The following is an 18348-nucleotide window of genomic DNA, read 5'->3' as shown; positions in this document are numbered from 1 at the left end:
GCACAGATCGCGGCCTGGATCGCACACGACACCAAACGTCGGCACCATTAGATAATTCCGCCGCAGGTGTACTTCAGGGTCCGAGGATTGCCCGGATCTGGTCGGCCTCAGGCGTGGGGAGGACGTCAATAGACCCAGTTCTCGATCCAGTACTTCCAGATCAGCGGGGCGTAGGCGGCCAGTGGCGGCACTTTGATATCGGTGCCCGCGAGGGCGGCGGTGGCATTGCGGCAGTCGAACCAACAGCTGAATTCGCTGTGCTTCAACACATCCTGGGGGACGCCGACGCGGGGGAGCAGCCAGCTGGTGCCGGGGATTCGCAACATCATCTCGAGGGTGCGCTTGGGCATCACCTCCACCAGATGCGGCGCACCGGCCTCGTCGGCGAACAGATTCAGCGCCTCGGCCGCGCTTTGGCGGCGCGGATCCACCAGGTGGTAGGTGGTGGCGTTCGCATCGGGGCGGTGCGCGATGTAGGCCAGCGCGCGAGCCACGAAATCGACCGGGACCATATTGGTTTCACCCAGCTTCGGCACCAGCACCGGCAGAATCCTGGGCAGCTGCGCGGCCATCCGCAGCAGCCGGAAGAAGTAGTAGGGCCCCTCGATTCGATCTATCTCACCGGTGCGCGAATGTCCGATCACGATCGAGGGCCGATAGATCCGGCACCGGACCCCGGATTCGCGCACGATCTTCTCGGCCTCGAATTTCGCCCGCTGCATGGGCGAACTGAGCACCTGACCGGTGTCGAACATGTCTTCGGTGAACAGGCCATCGAAACCGCCCGCCACATCCACCGTCGAGACATGATGCAGCAGAGCGGCTTTCAGTTGTGCCGTGACATCGACGACGTGTCCGGTGCCGCCGCGTTCGGCGAGGTCACAGCTCGACGCCAGATGGAAGACATGGTCGATCGACCCCCGATACTCGGCGATCCAGGCCGGATCGATACCGAGCCCGGGCGCGCCCATCTCCCCGTGCACCGGCCGCACCCGCTCGCCACCCATCCACTCCCGAGCGCAGCAGGCATACCGGTCCGCCGCATCGATCCCCGGCCGGACCAGCACATGAATATCCCCCGTTCGCTTCAGCAGTTCGGGAATGAGAAATCGACCGATAAACCCAGTTGCTCCGGTAACCAGGTAAGCCATAGCGGATCAACATAGTCCCTTGTGCGGGCGTGCCTGTGTTCGGGATCACGCTCCGCTCGCGCCGCCGCGATCAGTCCGCGAAGACCGGCTTGCGCTTGGTCAGCATGGCGGCGGCGCCCTCGAAGAAGTCGGGGGATTGGAGCAGTTCGCTCTGGCCGGTCTTTTCCGCGGCGAGTGCGGAATCCAGTGCCGAGAGGGTTGCGGCGTTGAGTGCCCGTTTGGTGAGTTCGAGCGCACGGCGCGGGCCCGCGGCGACCTTGGCGGCCGCCGCCTCGACCTTGGCATCGAGTTCGTCCTCGGGTGCCACGGCGGTGAACAGGCCGGCCGCCTTGGCCGCGGGCGCGGCGAGGCGCTCGCCGAGCAGTGCCATTTCGGCGGCCAGCGGGCGCCCGGCGGCGGCGGCGACCATGGCCGCCGCACCACCGTCGGGCATCAGGCCGACATTGATGAAGGCGAGCAGCAGGTAGGAATCCTCGGCGGCATAGACCAGATCGGCGGCCAGCGCGATGCCCACACCGAGGCCCGCGGTCGCGCCCTTGACCCGCGCGATGACCGGAATCGGCGCGTCCACGATGGCTTTCACGAGCCGATTGGCCGCGTCCATCACCATGTCCGGGGTGATCCCGCGCTGCGTCTCGGCGGCCGATGCGGAAAGATCGGCCCCCGTGCAGAAGTCGCCGCCCTCGCCGGTCAGTAGGATCACCCGCACCGAACGGTCCTCGGCGGCGGCGAGGAACGTGTCACCGACGGCGACCATCGTGTCGTAGTCGATGGCATTCTTGCGCTTGGGGTTGGTGAGCGTGACCCGGAGCACCTTGCCGTCCTGGATGGCGCTGAAACCTGCGGGTGCGGTCGCGGAATCGGGGTTCGGCATTCGGTGCTCCTGGTCTGGCAGTCAGCGGGGCGGGCCCATGAATGGTGGTTAACTTTGCGAATTGTGGTTAACTTAGGATGATTTGTCCGGCGCTGTCAACCGGCGGCGTCGTATCGGAACGGAGAGCTACATGGCCGCGAATCGCGGCGAGGTCGGCCTCGCTTCCGCGCGGCCTGACCCAGGTGGGAGCGGGACGGGTACGGAGCCGGCCCAGGCGGTGCGGCGGCGCCCGAAGGATCGCAAAGTCCAGATCATCCGGGCCGCCGCGCGCGCGTTCAGCGACCGCGGGTATTACCCGGTCGGCGTCGACGAGATCGCCGCGGAGGTCGGTATCTCGGGGCCGGCGTTGTATCGTCACTTCGCCAACAAGTACGCGCTGCTGGTCGCTGCCGCCGAAGCGGGTGCACTGCACCTGCTGCAGGTCGCGCGCGCCGCGGACGACCCCGATCTGGAGCCGCAAGCCCGACTCGACGCCCTGATCAAGGCAATCAGCGAGCACACCATCGATATCCGGCGCGAGGCCGGACTGTACCGCTGGGAGCGGCGCTACCTGGAGGCCGAGGACCGCGCCCGGATCCGGAAGGTCTACGACGCGCTCAACGCGACCCTGGCCGAACCGATCGCACTGCTGCGACCCACCGCATCACCCGCCGATGTGGACATGCTCGCCGCCGGTGTCCTCAGTGCCATCGCCAGCATCTCCGCACATCGCACCACGCTCGCCTCCGCCCGACTGCTGCCGCTGCTGCGCGAGATGAGCTGGTCGATCCTGCGCGCCGAACTGCCGCCCGCGCCGACCGAGCCCGAGCCCGGACCGACTTCCCGGGGCCTGCCGGTCACCTCTAAACGTGAACAGCTGCTCACCGAGGCGATCCGGATCTTCGGTCGCCAGGGCTATCACGAGGCCAGCATCGAGGAAATCGGCGCGGCCGTCGGCATCAATGCCTCCAGCGTCTACCGGTACTTCACCAGCAAGGCCGACCTGCTCGCCGCCGCCTTCCACCGCGCCGCCGACCGGCTGGCCATCGCGATCAACGAGGTGCTCGCCGAGGCCTCCAGCCGCCCGGACGCGGTCCGGCGCATCGCCTACCGCCAAGCCCGGCTCACCTTCTCGACGCCCGAGATCATGCCGGTCTACTACGCCGAATTCAGCAATCTGCCGCAGGCCGAACAGCACAAGCTGCGCGCCATCCAGCGTCAGAACGTGCTGGAGTGGGCCAATCTGCTCGACGGCGATCCGGTGGAGGCGCGCTTCCGCGTGCACGCCGCCATCGCTCAGGTGATCGACGTGGGCCGGTTGACCAAATTCGATCCCCGCCCCGAACAGCTGGCCCGAGTCCGTGCCCTCATGGAAGCCGTGCTTTTGGGCTCTGTTTGATTGCCGCGCCTGCGGCGCGGCTCGGCTTCAGCGACCGTGGCGCAGCCGGAAGATGGCCTTGGCGGTGCGCAGACGTCGCGGATGCCGGTCGAAGGTGGACAGGTTCACCGGTGCCCGGTATCGCTTGCGCGCGATGGCCAGCGTCCGGCTGAACTCGCGCAGACCCTGGTCGCCGTGATGGTGGCCCTGTCCGTATTCGCCGACGCCGCCGAATGGCAACGCTGGAATCCCGGCGTACGTGGTCGACGAATTGATGGTCACGACGCCGACCCGTAGCTGCTCGGCGAAGGAATCGATGCCGTGCACATCCCGGGTGAACACCGACACCGCGACACCATTGCCGACCGCATTGATCCGCTGCGCCGCCTCGTCCATATTCGCGACCTTGTTGACGATCAGCAGCGGCCCGATGCCTTCACCGGTGATCGCGATGCTCTCCTCCGGTACCTCGGCCAGCACGATCGGTTCGATATAGGGATCGCGAATCGAGTCCAGCCCGCCGAGCACCGCGCGCCCGCCCCTGGCCAGCGCGTCGCGCACCTGCCCGCGCACCACATCGACCTGAGATGCCAGAATCATCGGACCGTAGGACGCGCGCTTATCCGCGCCGGGCCGCAGCCGCCGCGCCTGGTCGATCACCAGTTCCAGGAATCGGTCGTACACGGAGTTGGCGACATAGGCTCGCTGGATGCCGGTGGAGTTCTGACCGGCATTGGCCATCGCGCCGAATACCGCGGCCTCGGCGGCCTCGGCGAGTTTGGCGTCGACGTGAACCACCATGGTGCCCTTGCCGTTTCGCTCGACCACCACCGGCGTCAAGGTCTGCGCGCACAGCGTGATCACATCGCGCGAGCCCGCATCCGAACCGGCATAGGCGATTTTGTCCACCTTCGCGCGACACAGTGCGGCGGTGGTCGTGTGATCGCCGGTAACGACCTGCAGCACAGGCTGATTCGGCACCAGCCTATTCCAGCTGTCGGCCAGCCAGACCCCGACGCCGGTGGTGAGCTCGTCGGGTTTGAACACCACGGCATTGCCTGCGGCCATCGCGTAGGCGATCGAGCCCATCGGGGTGAATACCGGGTTGTTCCACGGCCCGAGCACACCGACCACGCCGAGCGGTAGATAGCCGACGGAGGCATGCTGATTTCCGTTCAGCCAGGTGGAGCCGAGCTTGCGCCGATCCAGTACGCGCGCGGCATTGCGGGCCGCCCAATCCAGATTCTCGACGGCGAGCATCACCTCGATTGCCGCGTCCGCCGCCGGTTTTCCGGTTTCCTGGGACAGGATTTCCACCAATTCACCTGCGCGCCTGGCGATGCTGCGTTTCCAGTCCAGCAGCCAGCGCTTGCGGGCGCTGAATCCCAGTTCCGCCCACCACTTTTCGGCGGAGCGTGCGGTGCGCACGGTGCGGTTGATTTCGCCCGAACCCATCACCGCGTAGTCGCCGACGATTTCGCCGGTGCGTGGGTCATAGGACGTCAGCACGTTCGGTCGGCCCGATCCTCCCGGATGCGCTGTCAGTTTCGGCTGCGCGGTCTCGGCCATGGTCACCTCTCGCAGGGTCGATCCGCCGCAGACCGCTGAACGCTTTGGCGTAGCAGCGCTGCCGCAAACGAGTGAGTGCAACTTCCCCGACTAGCAGACTATGGTCGCCGCGACGGCGCGACAAGGTGTCGCTACCGCCCCTACGCTGCCCCTCGGGGGCCGCCACCAGCGATGTTCTGGGGTCCGGTGGATCGGCGGAACTAGATGTGAGTAACGACACAGATATGGCGCGGTCCGCTGGGTATGGCGCGGTCCGCCCTGTGGGGATGCCCAGGCCGGTAACATCACGCCTGGCGGCAGGGATCAGTAACCGGGACGTATTCATGCGCGCATTCGGCGACCCGGACCGTCGCCGCCCCGGCCCCGCGAACGCCGCCGATCAGACATAGTGGAGAGTTGATGCCGAGCTTGAACCAAGCGGATTCGCACACCGGCGAGCCGCCACCCATCGATGGTGGTGCCGTCGCGGTCGTGGTTGCCGATGTCCGGAAGTCATTCGGCGATGTGCACGCGCTGCAGGGCATCAGTTTCACCGCCGCGCGGGCGAGCGTGCTCGGCATCCTCGGGCCCAACGGCGCGGGTAAGACCACCATGGTCAAGGTGCTGTCCACCCTGCTGCGCCCGGACTCCGGCACCGCCGTGGTCGCGGGCCACGATGTGCTGAAGGATCCGGCGGGGGTGCGCCGCTCGATCATGATGACCGGCCAGTACGCCGCGCTCGACGAGAACCTCTCCGGCCGGGAGAACCTGGAATTGTTCGGCAGGCTGATGGGCCTGGGCAAATCGGCCGCACGCAAGCGCGCCGACACGCTGCTCGAGGAATTCGACCTGGTGCACGCGGGCCGTCGCGCGGTGCGCCACTATTCCGGCGGTATGCGTCGGCGGGTCGATATCGCCTGCGGACTGGTGGTGCGCCCGGAAGTGGTGTTCCTCGACGAGCCGACCACCGGTCTGGACCCGCGCAGCCGCCAGGGCGTGTGGGATCTCGTGACCGCGCTGAAGAATCAGGGCATCACGGTGTTGCTCACCACGCAGTATCTCGAGGAAGCCGACGTGCTTAGCGACAACATCATCGTCATCGATAAGGGCACGGTGATCGCCGAGGGCACCGCGGACGAACTCAAGGAGAAGACCGGCGGCAGCTACTGCGAGGTGGTGCCGCTGGATCCGACCCACCTCGGCAAGGCCGCCATCGCACTCGGCGATCTGGTGCCCGCCGCCGTACTCGCCGAACTCGATCGCGGCGACCGGATCTCGATTCCCGCGCCAGACGGCGCGACCACGCTGTCGGAGGCAGTGCGCAGGCTCGACACGGCCGGGATCCAATTGGCCGATATCGCGCTGCGCAGGCCCTCCCTCGATGATGTGTTCCTTTCGATCACTGGTCACTCGGGCGGCCACGCGTGAGTAAGCGAACCATCAATACCGGACTGGAAGTCACGACCGAGCCGAGCGCCAGCGAGGCGCGGTCGTGAGTTCTGCAACCATCGAGCGGGCCGATTCGGCGCTGCTCTTCGCCGAGCTGCCCACGGCCAGACTCTCCTACTTCGCGCAGTGGCGGGCGCTGGCCGGACGCATCGTGCGGACCATGGCGGTCAAGGGTGAACTGATCGTCGCGATGATCACCCCGCTGGTATTCACGCTCGGCTTCTATCTGCCGCTGCGGTACGTCATGAAGTTCCAGGGCATCGATTACGCCCAGTTCGTCATGCCGATCATCGTGCTGCAGACCATGTCGTTCACGATGATGTCGAATGCGCAGTTGTCCGCGTACGAGGCGCTGACCGGTCTGAGTACCCGACTACAGACGATGCCGATCGGGGCGCTGGTGCCACTGAGCGCGCGGATCGGCGCGGGTCTGGTTCGTTCGCTGACCGCGTTGACCGCGGCGATCATCTTCGGCTACATGATCGGCTTCCGGTTCGTCGCCGGACTCGATCAGGCCGTGCTGTTCTGTGTGTTCTCGATCGCGGTCGGTACCGTGCTCGCACTCGGCGCGGACGCGCTCGGCAGTTTGACCAAGAGTCCGGAATCGCTGAGTCAGGCATTGACGCTGCCCACCCTGATCTTCGGCATGCTGTCGTGCGGATTCGTCCCGGAAAACAGCTTTCCGATGTGGATCCGGCCGTTCGTGCGCAATCAGCCGATCTCCCAGTTCTCCTTCGCGCTGCGCGATATGGCCCATGGCGGGGTGAGCTGGGATGTGCTGTGGGTGCCGCTGACCTGGCTGGCCGGTCTGGCGATCGTCTTCACCCCGTTGGCGATCTGGGCGAGTGTGAGGCGGTCATGAGTTCGGTCGGGACCTTGGAGCGCATCGAGGTGGACGGATTCGCCCCGCTGCCGCGGGTGGCCACGCCGTCCGAACGCGCACTGTCGACCTGGGTCACACACAGCCTGATCCAGTGCAAGCGGCTGCTGCTGGTGTGGGCGCGCGATCCCGCGACCACCATTCAGACGCTGATCTATCCGGCGCTGACGCTTTTCATGTTTCGAGTCGTGCTCGGCAATCCGATCACCGCGGCCACTGGTAAACCGAGTGTCTACGGACAGGTCGCGCTGATCACGTTGGTCGCGGCGATGTCGGGTGCGGTGGTCAGCGCACTCGGTTTCAAGGGCGAGAAGTACACCGGACTGCTCGGTCGATTCTGGACCATGCCGGTGCATCGGGCGGCCGGGCTGACCGGCCGGTTGTGCGCCGAGGCGGTCCGGGTGCTGGTCACCACGCTGTTCGTGATCGGGGTCGGCCTGACCCTCGGCTTCCGCTTCGGGCAGGGGCCGCTGGCGGCCATCGGGTTGATCGGGATTCCGGTGCTGTTCGGTGTCGGCTTCGCGGTGCTGGTCACGGCGCTGGCCACCATTACCGAGGGCGTCATGCTGGTGAGCATCATCGGCATCGTCAATACCCTGCTGATGTTCTTCAATTCCGGATTTGTACCCGTCGTCGCGTATCCGACCTGGTTGCAGGACGTGGTCGCGAACCAGCCGATGAGCTGCGCCATCGATGCGATGGAGGGACTGTCCTACGGCGGTGCCGTCGCCGAACCCCTGTGGAAGGCCCTCGCCTGGATTCTCGGGCTCGTCGTCGTATTCGCGTACCCCGCCATCCGCGGCTACCAGCGCGCCGCCGAAACCGGCGCCTGATCCGTCAGCCGGTTCGGCCCGGTTCGTAGTCGGCTGCGGCGAAGTCGAAACCGACCCAGCGGTTTCGATTCGTCCAGCCGACCAGGTCGTAGCGCCAGCGAAACGGCCAGGTGCGGGCGACGGTATTGAAGAGGACGGCGCCGAGTGCGGGGTAGTCGTCGTGTGCGGAGAGCAGGGCGCGCTGGCCGCGGGGCCCGGCGCTGAAGAACGCGTCGAACATGGCGATGGACTGTTCGGTGGTCAGGCGGCCCATGCCCCATAGGCCGCGCATGCGCATCCAGTACACGAGGCGGGCCTGCCACGGCCAGAGTTCGGCAATCGGGTCGCGGCCGTCTCGCAGGGCGGCGACGGCGGTGTCGACCAGGGCCAGGGAACCCGCGACGCTGTAGCCGGTGCAGGGATGCAGCATGCCGCCGCGGGAGCCGAACGGAACCACCCGGGCGGTCCCCTTTTTCGGCGGTGGCTGGTCCAGCGGGTAGTGCGCGGCCTCGGTCGGCTCGGCACCGGTGAGCCGAATGCCGTGGGCGGCAAGACGGTTCAGTGTGCGCCTGTGCAACACGTGCTGCGGCATGCCGCCGCGCAGGCCGAGGCTGGTCTCCTCGAAGATCACCGTGCCGTCACCGACCGCGACGCCGTAGAGGAACGACGGTGGCTCATCGGGGCCCGCGCCGTTGTCCGGACGCCAATCGAGCAGCAGTCCCTCGCCCTCGGTCACCATCGGCGCGGCGGTTTCGGCATCGACGAAGATGCCGTGCGCGCTGGCCGCGCGTCGCGGTCCGAGCGTCGGCAGCCCGCGGGAATCGAAAACCGTTGCGGCCCTGAGGATGGTGCCGTCCGCGAGTTCCACCTCGTTGGTCTCGACGCGAGTGGCGCGCCCGGCGACGACGGTGACATCGTCGAGTGGCAATGCGGCGCGCAGTCCGATCTTCGACAGCACGCAGTAGGGGCGGTCGATCCGATGCTCGGATTTCGCCCAGACGGTCGGCTTCGGGATGTACGTGGCAATGACGCTCGGCGGCAACCAGTCCGGCAGCTCATCGATCCAGCAGGAGTACGTGGGCTGCCAGAGTCGGTCGGGTCGTGGATCGATGGCGGCGACGCGGAACCCGGCCCGCATGGCGCGATTCGCCAGCGCCCGGCCGGTCGGTCCGAGCCCGACCACACAGAGGTCGAATTCCCGGGCCGCCCTGTCATCCATGGTTGGCATTCAATCCGCTCCGTCTGTTTGCCCGCAACACCGCATCACGCCGGTCCGGGTGACTCGCATACCTCGCATGTGGCGCGAGGGGTGTAGCGCGCCCCGCACCTACTTCGGGGTGACCCAGGTGGTGATATCGGCGTGCACGACCTCGAGGCCGTGCTTGTCATAGATCGCGACCGGGACCACGAGCTCCCGGCCCTCGGTGATCCGGGTGAAATCGGGCACTTCGGCCAGTTTCGCGACCGCGCGCAGACCCGTCTCGGCCTTGGCCCGGTATTGCACATTCATGGCCTTGGGGATCCAGCGGTGGGTGTCGGGCACGGTGGCCTCACTCAGCATGCCCATGGCCACCTCGGCCAGGTTGCAGGCCGCGATCGCGTGGAAGGTGCCCAGGTGGTTGTGGATGCCGAACCACTTCGGCGCCGTCACCTCGCACAGCCCGGGCGCCAACCGTACGACGCTCGGCAGCACTGTCGCGAAGTAGGGCACTCGGGCCACCATGCCCAGTGAGAACAGGGTGTGCCCCAGCCGGTTGTCCGGCAGCTTGTTCCAGATGCGATGGGTCGCGGTCGGTTGCGCCATGGCCCTATCTTACTCTGAAGTAAGTTTGCGGGCGGGCGCGCCCGGGATCAATGTCCTGACCTGCCGAGAATGCGTTGGTAAGGGGCGGATTTGAAGTCGCCAACGCGGTCGGGCATACTATTCGGGTTGCCTTGCACCAGGTCATGCCGTTCCGCGGTTGTGGCGGGTAGTGAGGCGAGCAACACCCAATCGTGTACCTCGCTGGACATCCAGCGTGGGTGCGTCCGGGACAACGCTCCAGGCCAGGTGAAGTTTCGTACCGGGGCCGAGGAATGAGCGGATGGGCGACACGCCCGACCGCGTGGACCGGAGAACCATGACAGATGAACAGCGGCGAGACTGTTGCATGTCGACCGGCGGAGCCGGGGGCGTGCCCCGGTCGCGGTCTCACTGAGACGTCTTCGTGTGTTCGGGCTGTGCAATTGAAGGTGGTACGGAAGCCGGCTTCCGGACCACGAACGATAAGCGGAGAAAAGGACACTTAGCGTGGCGGGACAGAAGATCCGCATCAGGCTCAAGGCCTATGACCACGAAGCGATCGACGCGTCCGCGCGCAAGATCGTGGAGACGGTGACCCGCACCGGGGCCCGTGTGGTCGGGCCGGTGCCGTTGCCGACCGAGAAGAACGTGTACTGCGTCATCCGTTCGCCGCATAAGTACAAGGACTCGCGCGAGCACTTCGAGATGCGGACGCACAAGCGGCTGATCGACATCCTCGACCCGACGCCGAAGACGGTCGATGCCCTCATGCGCATCGATCTCCCGGCCAGCGTCGACGTCAACATTCAGTGACGGGGACTCGAGATATGACTGACAACAAGAACAGGCCAGCGGCCGGCATCCTGGGCACCAAGCTCGGTATGACCCAGGTGTTCGACGACAAGAACCGCGTCGTCCCCGTGACCGTCATCAAGGCCGGACCGAACGTCGTTACCCAGATCCGCACCGTGGAGCGCGACGGCTACAGCGCCGTCCAGGTCGCCTTCGGCGCCGTCGACCCGCGCAAGGTGAACAAGCCGGTCTCCGGCCAGTTCGCCAAGGCCGGTGTCACCCCGCGCCGCCACGTCGCCGAGATCCGGGTCGCGGACGCCTCCACCTTCGAGGTCGGCCAGGAGATCAGCGCCGATGTCTTCGAAGAGGGCGCCTACGTCGACGTCACCGGCACCAGCAAGGGCAAGGGCTTCGCCGGCACCATGAAGCGCCACGGCTTCCGTGGTCAGGGCGCTTCGCACGGTGCGCAGGCGGTGCACCGTCGCCCGGGTTCCATCGGTGGTTGCGCCACCCCCGGCCGCGTGTTCAAGGGCATGCGCATGTCGGGTCGCATGGGTAACGACCGCGTCACCACGCAGAACCTCTCGGTTCACAAGGTCGACGCCGAGAACGGCCTGCTGCTGATCAAGGGCGCGATCCCGGGTCGCAAGGGCGGCGTCGTGATCGTCAAGAGCGCAGTGAAGGGTGGTGCGCACGCATGACCAGCGTCGAGAAGAAGACCAACCTGACCCTCCCGGTCAAGGAACTCGGCGGCAAGACCAACGGCACCGTCGAACTCCCCGCGGAGATCTTCGATGTCACCGCGAACATCTCGCTGATGCACCAGGTCGTCGTCGCGCAGCTCGCTGCCGCACGCCAGGGCACGCACGCGACGAAGACCCGCGGCGAGGTCTCCGGTGGTGGCAAGAAGCCGTACCGCCAGAAGGGCACCGGCCGCGCCCGTCAGGGTTCGACCCGCGCTCCGCAGTTCACCGGTGGTGGCACCGTGCACGGTCCGCAGCCGCGTGACTACAGCCAGCGCACCCCCAAGAAGATGATCCGCGCCGCGCTGCGTGGCGCCCTCTCGGATCGTGCGCGCAACGAGCGCATCCACGTGATCACCGAACTGGTCTCGGGGCAGACCCCGTCGACCAAGGCCGCGAAGTCGTTCCTCTCCGAACTCTCGGACCGGAAGAAGTTCCTGCTCGTCCTCGGACGTGAGGACATCGCGGGCTGGAAGAGCGTGCAGAATCTGGAGTTCGTGCACCCGATCGCGCCGGATCAGCTCAACACCTACGACGTGCTCGAGAGCGACGAAGTGGTGTTCAGCGTCGAGGCCTTGAACGCCTTCGTGCACGGTCCCGCCGAGTCCGCACAGGAGGAGAGCAAGTGACCACGATCGCCGACCCCCGCGACATTCTGCTGGCGCCGGTCATCTCGGAGAAGTCCTACGGACTGATCGAGGAAGGTACCTACACCTTCATCGTGCACCCGGATTCCAACAAGACGCAGATCAAGATCGCCGTCGAGAAGGTCTTCGGTGTGAAGGTGACCAGCGTCAACACCGCCAACCGTCAGGGCAAGCGCAAGCGGACCCGCTTCGGTTACGGCAAGCGCAAGGACACCAAGCGCGCGCTCGTGACCATCTCGGCCGACAGCAAGCCCATCGAGATCTTCGGAGGCCCGGTCGCGTAAGCGCCTGGGATTCCAGAAAGCAGAGAAGAACTCATGGCAATCCGTAAGTACAAGCCGACAACGCCGGGCCGTCGTGGCTCCAGCGTCTCGGACTTCGCTGAGATCACTCGGTCGACCCCCGAGAAGTCGCTGATCCGCCCGCTGCACAGCAAGGGTGGCCGCAACGCGCACGGTCGCATCACCACCCGCCACCGCGGTGGTGGTCACAAGCGCGCCTACCGTCTGATCGACTTCCGTCGCCTGGACAAGGACGGCATCCCGGCCAAGGTCGCACACATCGAGTACGACCCGAACCGCACCGCCAATATCGCGCTGCTGCACTACATGGACGGCGAGAAGCGCTACATCATCGCTCCCAAGGGCGTGGTGCAGGGCACCCCGATCGAGTCCGGCCCCACCGCCGACATCAAGCCGGGTAACAACCTGCCGCTGCGCAATATCCCGACCGGTACCACCATCCACAATGTGGAGCTGCGTCCGGGCGGTGGCGCCAAGCTGGCCCGTGCCGCCGGCATGAGCATCCAGCTGCTCGGTAAGGAAGGCCCCTACGCCACGCTGCGTATGCCCTCCGGTGAGATCCGTCGCGTCGACGTGCGCTGCCGCGCCACCGTCGGCGAGGTCGGCAATGCCGAGCAGTCGAACATCAACTGGGGTAAGGCCGGCCGTATGCGCTGGAAGGGTCGCCGCCCCACGGTCCGTGGTGTCGTCATGAACCCGGTCGACCACCCGCATGGTGGTGGTGAAGGCAAGACCTCCGGTGGTCGCCACCCGGTCTCGCCGTGGGGTCAGCCGGAAGGCCGCACCCGCAAGCCCAACCGTCCGAGCGACAAGCTCATCGTCCGCCGTCGCAAGACCGGCAAGAAGCGCTGAAGGAGGAGGTAAGAAATGCCACGCAGCCTCAAGAAGGGCCCGTTCGTCGACGACCACCTCCTCGCGAAGGTGGACGTACAGAACGAAAAGGGCAGCAAGCAGGTCATCAAGACCTGGTCCCGTCGTTCGACCATCATCCCCGATTTCATCGGTCACACCTTCGCCGTCCACGACGGCCGCAAGCATGTGCCGGTGTTCGTCTCGGAGTCCATGGTCGGCCACAAGCTGGGTGAGTTCGCGCCCACCAGGACGTTCAAGAGCCACGTCAAGGAAGACCGGAAGAGCAAGCGGCGATGAGCGAAGCGAAGAGCAAATCAGCGCAGGGCACCACTGAGACTCAGAACCCGACTGCCCACGCGACGGCGAAGCACGTCCGCGTCACCCCGATGAAGGCTCGCCGTGTCGTGGACCTGGTCCGCGGCAAGCGGGTCGAGGACGCACTGGCGATCCTGAAGTTCGCGCCGCAGGCCGCGAGCGAACCGGTCGCCAAGGTCGTCGCCAGCGCCGCGGCCAACGCCGAGAACAACCTCGGCCTGAACCCGGCCACGCTGGTCATCTCGACCGCCTATGTCGACGAGGGCGCGACCATGAAGCGTTTCCAGCCGCGGGCCCAGGGCCGCGCGTTCCGGATTCGTAAGCGCACCAGCCACATCACCATCGAGGTCGAGAGCGTGCCCACTGCCGGTGCTGCTCGCAGCCGCCGGAAGGGAGGGGCAAAGTAAATGGGACAGAAGATCAACCCCCATGGCTTCCGCCTCGGTATCACCACCGACTGGAAGTCGCGTTGGTACGCGGACAAGCAGTACGCGGACTACGTGAAGGAAGACGTCGCCATCCGCAAGCTCCTCGCCACCGGCATGGAGCGGGCGGGCATCTCCAAGGTGGAGATCGAGCGCACCCGTGATCGGGTTCGCGTCGACATCCACACCGCGCGTCCGGGCATCGTCATCGGTCGCCGCGGCGCCGAGGCCGATCGCATTCGCGCCGAACTGGAGAAGCTCACCAAGAAGCAGGTGCAGCTGAACATCCTCGAGGTCAAGAACCCCGAGTCCGATGCCCAGCTCGTCGCCCAGGGCGTGGCCGAGCAGCTGTCCAACCGTGTGGCATTCCGTCGCGCGATGCGTAAGGCCATCCAGTCGGCTATGCGTTCGCCGAACGTCAAGGGCATCCGGGTGCAGTGCTCGGGCCGCCTCGGTGGCGCCGAGATGTCGCGCTCGGAGTTCTACCGCGAGGGTCGCGTCCCGCTGCACACGCTGCGCGCGGATATCGACTACGGCCTCTACGAGGCCAAGACCACGTTCGGTCGCATCGGCGTGAAGGTCTGGATCTACAAGGGTGACATCGTCGGTGGCAAGCGTGAGGTCACGGCCGTGGCCGCGCCCGCGGCCGGTGACCGCCGCGAGCGTCGGGAGCGGCCGAGCCGCCCGCGTCGGTCCGGTTCCGCAGGCACCACCGCGACCAGCACCGAGGCTGGGCGGGCAGGCGCTACCACCGCGGTTGCCGACGCCCCGGCAGAAACACAGGAGGGCTGACGCATGTTGATGCCACGGAAGGTCAAGCACCGGAAGCAGCATCACCCGGGCCGCAGCGGCATGGCCAAGGGCGGCACTTCGGTCGCGTTCGGTGAATACGGCATCCAGGCTCTCGAGCCCGCCTACGTCACCAACCGGCAGATCGAGTCCGCGCGTATCGCGATGACTCGCCACATCAAGCGTGGTGGCAAGATCTGGATCAACATCTACCCGGATCGCCCGCTCACCAAGAAGCCGGCCGAAACCCGCATGGGTTCGGGTAAGGGCTCGCCCGAGTGGTGGATCGCGAACGTCAAGCCGGGACGCGTGATGTTCGAAATGAGTTACCCCAACGAGGAGACCGCTCGTGAGGCCCTGCGCCGCGCGATGCACAAGCTCCCCATGAAGTGCAGGATCGTGACCAGGGAGGAGCAGTTCTGATGGCTACCGGTACACCGGCCGCAGAGCTCCGCGAGCTCAACGAAGAGGAGCTCGTCGCCCGCCTGCGCGAGTCGAAGGAAGAGCTGTTCAATCTGCGCTTCCAGATGGCGACGGGTCAGTTGGACAACAACCGTCGCCTGCGCGTCGTGCGTCACGAGATCGCGCGCATCTACACGGTCATGCGCGAGCGTGAGCTCGGCCTGGCCTCGGCACCCGCTGGTAAGGGAGATGCGGCATGAGTGAACAGGAAAAGCGCGGTACCCGTAAGGTCCGCATCGGCTACGTGGTCTCGGACAAGATGAACAAGACCATCGTGGTCGAGCTGGAAGACCGCACGCGGCACCCGCTCTACGGCAAGATCATTCGCTCCACCACCAAGGTGAAGGCGCATGACGAGAACGAGATCGCCGGCATCGGCGACCGCGTCCAGCTGATGGAGACCCGCCCGCTGTCGGCCACCAAGCACTGGCGGCTGGTCGAGGTCCTGGAGAAGGCCAAGTAAGCCTTTCCCGGCGGAAAAGCAAAGGCCCGCTTCCCATTTGGGAAGCGGGCCTTTTTCATATTCGCGGGTCGAGTGTGGTCGGGATCATCAGCGCGCTGCCGACCACGGGCACACATATGTTTTTACGAGTCAGCACTTCCAGGACTTGACTGCCCGGGGCATAGTCCACGGCCGCGACGAAGGTCCAGCGAATCTGCCGCGCCAGCAATGGGTCGGGAGTGCCCTGCCGTACCAAGGAAACCCGGACCTTTTCCGCCAATAGCTTGGGTATATGGATGATGCCCAGCTGGTTGGTCACCGGCAACATCACATAACCGCCACGTACCTCGGCGGGGAGATGAAACTGTTGGCGGTAGTAGTCCGCCCAATCGACGACGTTCTCGAGTTCCTCGGATTCCACGGCGGCCTTTGTCCCGTTCAGTACTGATGTCCTTTGGTTTACAAGTAGCCTGAGGCCGGATCAGATGTGTGCCCGGAATATCTTTCCGGGATCGTTACCCAGCCGAGTCGGAAGATTGTGTTGTGCGCGGAATGACCCAAAACCTCACCATTGGTGAGCGGGTGTCGTGGTACCGGCGGCGTCGCGGCATGTCCCAAGACGTGCTCGCCGGTCTCGTCGGGCGGACAGACGACTGGATGAGCAAGGTCGAAAACAATCGGATTCCGCTGGACCGCTTGTCGGTCATCCGCCTACTCGCCGACGCACTGGATGTATCCCTGGGGGATCTGATCGGTGATCCGAGTCTGTTGGAATGGAGCGCCGACAGTGGGACTTCGACCATCCCCGCGCTCCGGGCCGCGTTGATGGACTACAGCCATTTGGTGCCCGCGCTGGTGCCACCGGCCGGTGATCCGGACTCGGTTCAACTCCCGGCACTCGAACGGGAGTTGTCTGGTGTCTTCGATGCCTATCAGGGTGCCAGGTTCGGATTTGTCGCGGGTCGATTGCCTGCCCTGTTGTCCGCCGCATTGGCGCTCGCTCAGCGCGATGCCGACGAATCCGGGTATCGGCTGTTGGCGCTGTGCTACCAGGTGGCGGCCTCGGTGTTGACCAAACTCGGTGAAACCGATCTGGCTTGGAACGCCGCCGAGCGCGGTCTCGCGGCGGCTCAGCGAACCGATGACCTCGCGATTGTCGGGTCCCTGATGCGGTCTGTCGCCTTCACGGTGATGTCGACGGGCCGGGTCCAACCCGCTGTCGATCTGGTGGAAGCCGGTGCGGCGTACTTGCAGCCGCATCTGTGTGCGGGCCGGGACGACATGTTGTCGGTGTACGGAACGTTGCTGCTGGTCGGCTCGATGGCAGCCGCGCGCAGCAATCGTCGCGACACCGTGCGTGATTTTCTGGCCGAGGCGGAGTCGGTAGCGACGAAGTTGGGTGGTGATCGGAACTGCCTGTGGACGGCGTTCGGCCCCACCAATGTCGCGATCCATCGGGTCAATACCGCGATGGAACTCGGTGATGTACAGATCGCGCTGCGGTTGGGCCCAGGTCTGGATACCTCCGCCCTCCCCGTGGAGCGCCGGATTCGGCATCAACTCGAGCTGGCGCGCGCATTCAATCTGGCAGGCCGCCAACAGGATTCGGTATCGGCTCTGCTCGGCGCCGAGCAGGCGGCGCCGGAACAAGTTCGCCACCATTACCTCAGCCGACAACTCGTACTCACGTGGATGCGCAATACGCACGGCAGTCCTTCGTTCGTTTTGCAGGCCCTGGCCCAGCGAATGCACATCGTGAGGTGAACCAATGACCGACGAGGACAGTCATTTTGCGCGCGCACGTCTGGCGGCGGGAGCGCTTTTCGTGCGCGGCGACGAGGTTTTTTTGGTGCACAAGACTTACGGCAGTGGTTGGGATATACCCGGCGGTTATGTCGAGCCCGGGGAGTCACCAGGTGCGGCCTGTCGTCGCGAGATTCGCGAAGAACTCGGAATCGACCGTGCGCCAACCCAATTGCTTGTTCACGATTGGGCGCCGAGCGAAACCGACGGCGACAAAATTCTCTATGTTTTCGATTGCGGCGACCTCGGATCCGATGAGCAAGCCATTACCCTCCAGGAGGCCGAACTCGACTGCTGGGCGTGGGTTCCATTGCCAAAACTCGATGACTACCTGATCCCGCGACTGGCCCGCCGACTGCGTCAAGCGCATATGGCGCATTCTGCGAGCCGCACCGCCTACCTGGAACACGGTGAGCCCGCACCGCAGTGACCGGCGTGAACTAGCCTCGAGCGGTGCTCGCGACCGATATCCGGGAGGGCTGGCACGCCGCCGCGATGACCCTCGGCAACGGCATCGGCAGTTCCCTCTGCGGTATAGCCATCGACGCGGGCGGCCTCCAGATCTGAAGAACTGGCGCGAGATCTTCGATGTCGATGACCAGACCTGGGCCGACTTCACGGTGCACATCGTCGACTCGGTCGAGGAACTCGCCGAACGGGTACCGGCGCGCATCTACCGCCAACTCGTCGACACCGAGGCCGGTCCGAAGATCGACGAACTCGACATATGAGACCTATCGGTTCGTTCGGATCTCGAAAGGACTCTCGCACATGTTCGCTCGACTGGGCGCGATTCGTGCTGCTGGGCACTCTGGTGGCACCGTGATCCAGCCGCTGAGTGAACAAGGCCGTCCGCCTCGGCACATCCGACCCAGACGGCTTTTGCCTATCCCGCTCCGGTCGAACTTGTGAGCCAGGATCG

The 18348-nt window shown here is 65.7% G+C and carries 24 protein-coding genes; 18 read left to right on the top strand and 6 right to left on the bottom strand.

All coding sequences use genetic code 11. The features are described from left to right. Nucleotides 1-125 precede the first annotated feature (125 nt). Nucleotides 126-1151, bottom strand: coding sequence for an SDR family oxidoreductase (locus ACW2Q0_RS28110; protein WP_457193932.1), 1026 nt, complete (start codon nucleotides 1149-1151; stop codon nucleotides 126-128). Between the two features lie 70 nt (nucleotides 1152-1221). Further along, complete coding sequence (locus ACW2Q0_RS28105; protein ID WP_457193931.1) at nucleotides 1222-2025, bottom strand: enoyl-CoA hydratase-related protein; 804 nt, start codon at nucleotides 2023-2025, stop codon at nucleotides 1222-1224. Nucleotides 2026-2155: 130 nt separating this feature from the next. Between ACW2Q0_RS28105 and ACW2Q0_RS28100 the strand changes: the two genes are divergently transcribed. Further along, complete coding sequence (locus ACW2Q0_RS28100; protein WP_457193930.1) at nucleotides 2156-3403, top strand: TetR/AcrR family transcriptional regulator; 1248 nt, start codon at nucleotides 2156-2158, stop codon at nucleotides 3401-3403. Between the two features lie 27 nt (nucleotides 3404-3430). Here ACW2Q0_RS28100 and ACW2Q0_RS28095 read toward each other — a convergent pair whose 3' ends face one another. After that, nucleotides 3431-4951 carry an aldehyde dehydrogenase family protein gene (locus ACW2Q0_RS28095; protein ID WP_457193929.1) on the bottom strand — a complete coding sequence of 507 codons (1521 nt, stop codon included), beginning with the start codon at nucleotides 4949-4951 and terminating at the stop codon, nucleotides 3431-3433. Between the two features lie 399 nt (nucleotides 4952-5350). Here ACW2Q0_RS28095 and ACW2Q0_RS28090 point away from each other — a divergent pair, with 399 nt between their 5' ends. The 3 genes from ACW2Q0_RS28090 (at nucleotide 5351) to ACW2Q0_RS28080 (ending at nucleotide 8092) form a co-directional block, all read left to right on the top strand. Beyond that, nucleotides 5351-6358 (top strand): ATP-binding cassette domain-containing protein, encoded by a 1008-nt coding sequence (locus tag ACW2Q0_RS28090; protein ID WP_457193928.1) that lies wholly within the window; start codon nucleotides 5351-5353, stop codon nucleotides 6356-6358. Between the two features lie 64 nt (nucleotides 6359-6422). Next, nucleotides 6423-7241, top strand: coding sequence for an ABC transporter permease (locus tag ACW2Q0_RS28085; RefSeq protein ID WP_457193927.1), 819 nt, complete (start codon nucleotides 6423-6425; stop codon nucleotides 7239-7241). Further along, the gene (locus ACW2Q0_RS28080; RefSeq protein WP_457193926.1) at nucleotides 7238-8092 is read left to right on the top strand and encodes an ABC transporter permease; all 855 of its coding nucleotides are present in this window, start codon (nucleotides 7238-7240) and stop codon (nucleotides 8090-8092) included. Before ACW2Q0_RS28085 ends, ACW2Q0_RS28080 begins: the two co-directional genes overlap by 4 nt. 4 nt (nucleotides 8093-8096) lie before the next feature. On the opposite strand, the gene ACW2Q0_RS28075 is transcribed toward ACW2Q0_RS28080, so the two are convergent. Together ACW2Q0_RS28075 and ACW2Q0_RS28070 are read right to left on the bottom strand one after the other, a co-directional pair. After that, nucleotides 8097-9299 (bottom strand): lycopene cyclase family protein, encoded by a 1203-nt coding sequence (locus tag ACW2Q0_RS28075; RefSeq protein ID WP_457193925.1) that lies wholly within the window; start codon nucleotides 9297-9299, stop codon nucleotides 8097-8099. 99 nt (nucleotides 9300-9398) lie between these two features. After that, on the bottom strand, nucleotides 9399-9875 hold the full coding sequence (locus ACW2Q0_RS28070; protein ID WP_457193924.1) for a hotdog fold domain-containing protein: 477 nt from the start codon (nucleotides 9873-9875) through the stop codon (nucleotides 9399-9401). A gap of 486 nt (nucleotides 9876-10361) precedes the next feature. On the opposite strand from ACW2Q0_RS28070, the gene rpsJ reads away from it, so the two are divergent. Genes rpsJ through rpsQ form a run of 11 tightly spaced genes read left to right on the top strand, consistent with a single transcriptional unit; the run spans nucleotide 10362 to nucleotide 15644 of the window. After that, a complete protein-coding gene (gene rpsJ / locus ACW2Q0_RS28065; RefSeq protein ID WP_003938093.1) occupies nucleotides 10362-10667 on the top strand; it encodes a 30S ribosomal protein S10 in 306 nt (101 codons plus the stop codon). 14 nt (nucleotides 10668-10681) lie between these two features. After that, nucleotides 10682-11347, top strand: coding sequence for a 50S ribosomal protein L3 (gene rplC, locus ACW2Q0_RS28060; RefSeq protein ID WP_457193923.1), 666 nt, complete (start codon nucleotides 10682-10684; stop codon nucleotides 11345-11347). After that, the gene (rplD, locus tag ACW2Q0_RS28055) at nucleotides 11344-12018 is read left to right on the top strand and encodes a 50S ribosomal protein L4 (protein WP_457193922.1); all 675 of its coding nucleotides are present in this window, start codon (nucleotides 11344-11346) and stop codon (nucleotides 12016-12018) included. The genes rplC and rplD overlap by 4 nt, the downstream gene beginning before the upstream one ends. After that, nucleotides 12015-12320 (top strand): 50S ribosomal protein L23, encoded by a 306-nt coding sequence (gene rplW / locus ACW2Q0_RS28050; RefSeq protein WP_040686547.1) that lies wholly within the window; start codon nucleotides 12015-12017, stop codon nucleotides 12318-12320. The genes rplD and rplW overlap by 4 nt, the downstream gene beginning before the upstream one ends. A 33-nt stretch (nucleotides 12321-12353) precedes the next feature. Continuing rightward, entirely contained in the window at nucleotides 12354-13190 is an 837-nt protein-coding gene (gene rplB / locus ACW2Q0_RS28045; protein ID WP_457193921.1) for a 50S ribosomal protein L2, read from the top strand. Between the two features lie 15 nt (nucleotides 13191-13205). Further along, a complete protein-coding gene (gene rpsS, locus ACW2Q0_RS28040) occupies nucleotides 13206-13487 on the top strand; it encodes a 30S ribosomal protein S19 (RefSeq protein WP_040686549.1) in 282 nt (93 codons plus the stop codon). Further along, nucleotides 13484-13912 carry a 50S ribosomal protein L22 gene (gene rplV, locus ACW2Q0_RS28035; protein ID WP_457193920.1) on the top strand — a complete coding sequence of 143 codons (429 nt, stop codon included), beginning with the start codon at nucleotides 13484-13486 and terminating at the stop codon, nucleotides 13910-13912. Before rpsS ends, rplV begins: the two co-directional genes overlap by 4 nt. Then, the gene (gene rpsC, locus ACW2Q0_RS28030) at nucleotides 13913-14722 is read left to right on the top strand and encodes a 30S ribosomal protein S3 (RefSeq protein ID WP_457193919.1); all 810 of its coding nucleotides are present in this window, start codon (nucleotides 13913-13915) and stop codon (nucleotides 14720-14722) included. It abuts the gene before it with no gap. Nucleotides 14723-14725: 3 nt separating this feature from the next. Further along, nucleotides 14726-15142 carry a 50S ribosomal protein L16 gene (gene rplP / locus ACW2Q0_RS28025; RefSeq protein ID WP_067519522.1) on the top strand — a complete coding sequence of 139 codons (417 nt, stop codon included), beginning with the start codon at nucleotides 14726-14728 and terminating at the stop codon, nucleotides 15140-15142. Further along, the gene (rpmC, locus tag ACW2Q0_RS28020; RefSeq protein WP_040686552.1) at nucleotides 15142-15381 is read left to right on the top strand and encodes a 50S ribosomal protein L29; all 240 of its coding nucleotides are present in this window, start codon (nucleotides 15142-15144) and stop codon (nucleotides 15379-15381) included. The genes rplP and rpmC overlap by 1 nt, the downstream gene beginning before the upstream one ends. Continuing rightward, nucleotides 15378-15644 carry a 30S ribosomal protein S17 gene (gene rpsQ / locus ACW2Q0_RS28015; protein ID WP_364391063.1) on the top strand — a complete coding sequence of 89 codons (267 nt, stop codon included), beginning with the start codon at nucleotides 15378-15380 and terminating at the stop codon, nucleotides 15642-15644. The genes rpmC and rpsQ overlap by 4 nt, the downstream gene beginning before the upstream one ends. A 55-nt stretch (nucleotides 15645-15699) precedes the next feature. Here the strand turns inward: rpsQ and ACW2Q0_RS28010 are convergent, their stop codons facing one another. After that, complete coding sequence (locus tag ACW2Q0_RS28010; protein WP_457193918.1) at nucleotides 15700-16044, bottom strand: hypothetical protein; 345 nt, start codon at nucleotides 16042-16044, stop codon at nucleotides 15700-15702. Nucleotides 16045-16175: 131 nt separating this feature from the next. Between ACW2Q0_RS28010 and ACW2Q0_RS28005 the strand changes: the two genes are divergently transcribed. The 3 genes from ACW2Q0_RS28005 to ACW2Q0_RS27995 all read left to right on the top strand — a co-directional run bounded on the left by ACW2Q0_RS28005 (nucleotide 16176) and on the right by ACW2Q0_RS27995 (nucleotide 18157). Next, nucleotides 16176-17387 (top strand): helix-turn-helix domain-containing protein, encoded by a 1212-nt coding sequence (locus ACW2Q0_RS28005; protein WP_457193917.1) that lies wholly within the window; start codon nucleotides 16176-16178, stop codon nucleotides 17385-17387. A gap of 4 nt (nucleotides 17388-17391) precedes the next feature. Further along, entirely contained in the window at nucleotides 17392-17856 is a 465-nt protein-coding gene (locus ACW2Q0_RS28000) for an NUDIX domain-containing protein (RefSeq protein ID WP_457193916.1), read from the top strand. 190 nt (nucleotides 17857-18046) lie between these two features. Continuing rightward, the gene (locus ACW2Q0_RS27995; protein WP_457193915.1) at nucleotides 18047-18157 is read left to right on the top strand and encodes a hypothetical protein; all 111 of its coding nucleotides are present in this window, start codon (nucleotides 18047-18049) and stop codon (nucleotides 18155-18157) included. The last annotated feature ends 191 nt before the right edge of the window (nucleotides 18158-18348 follow it).

It is taken from the genome of Nocardia citri (assembly GCF_054065835.1).
This window is presented reverse-complemented; position numbering and strand designations above follow the sequence as displayed.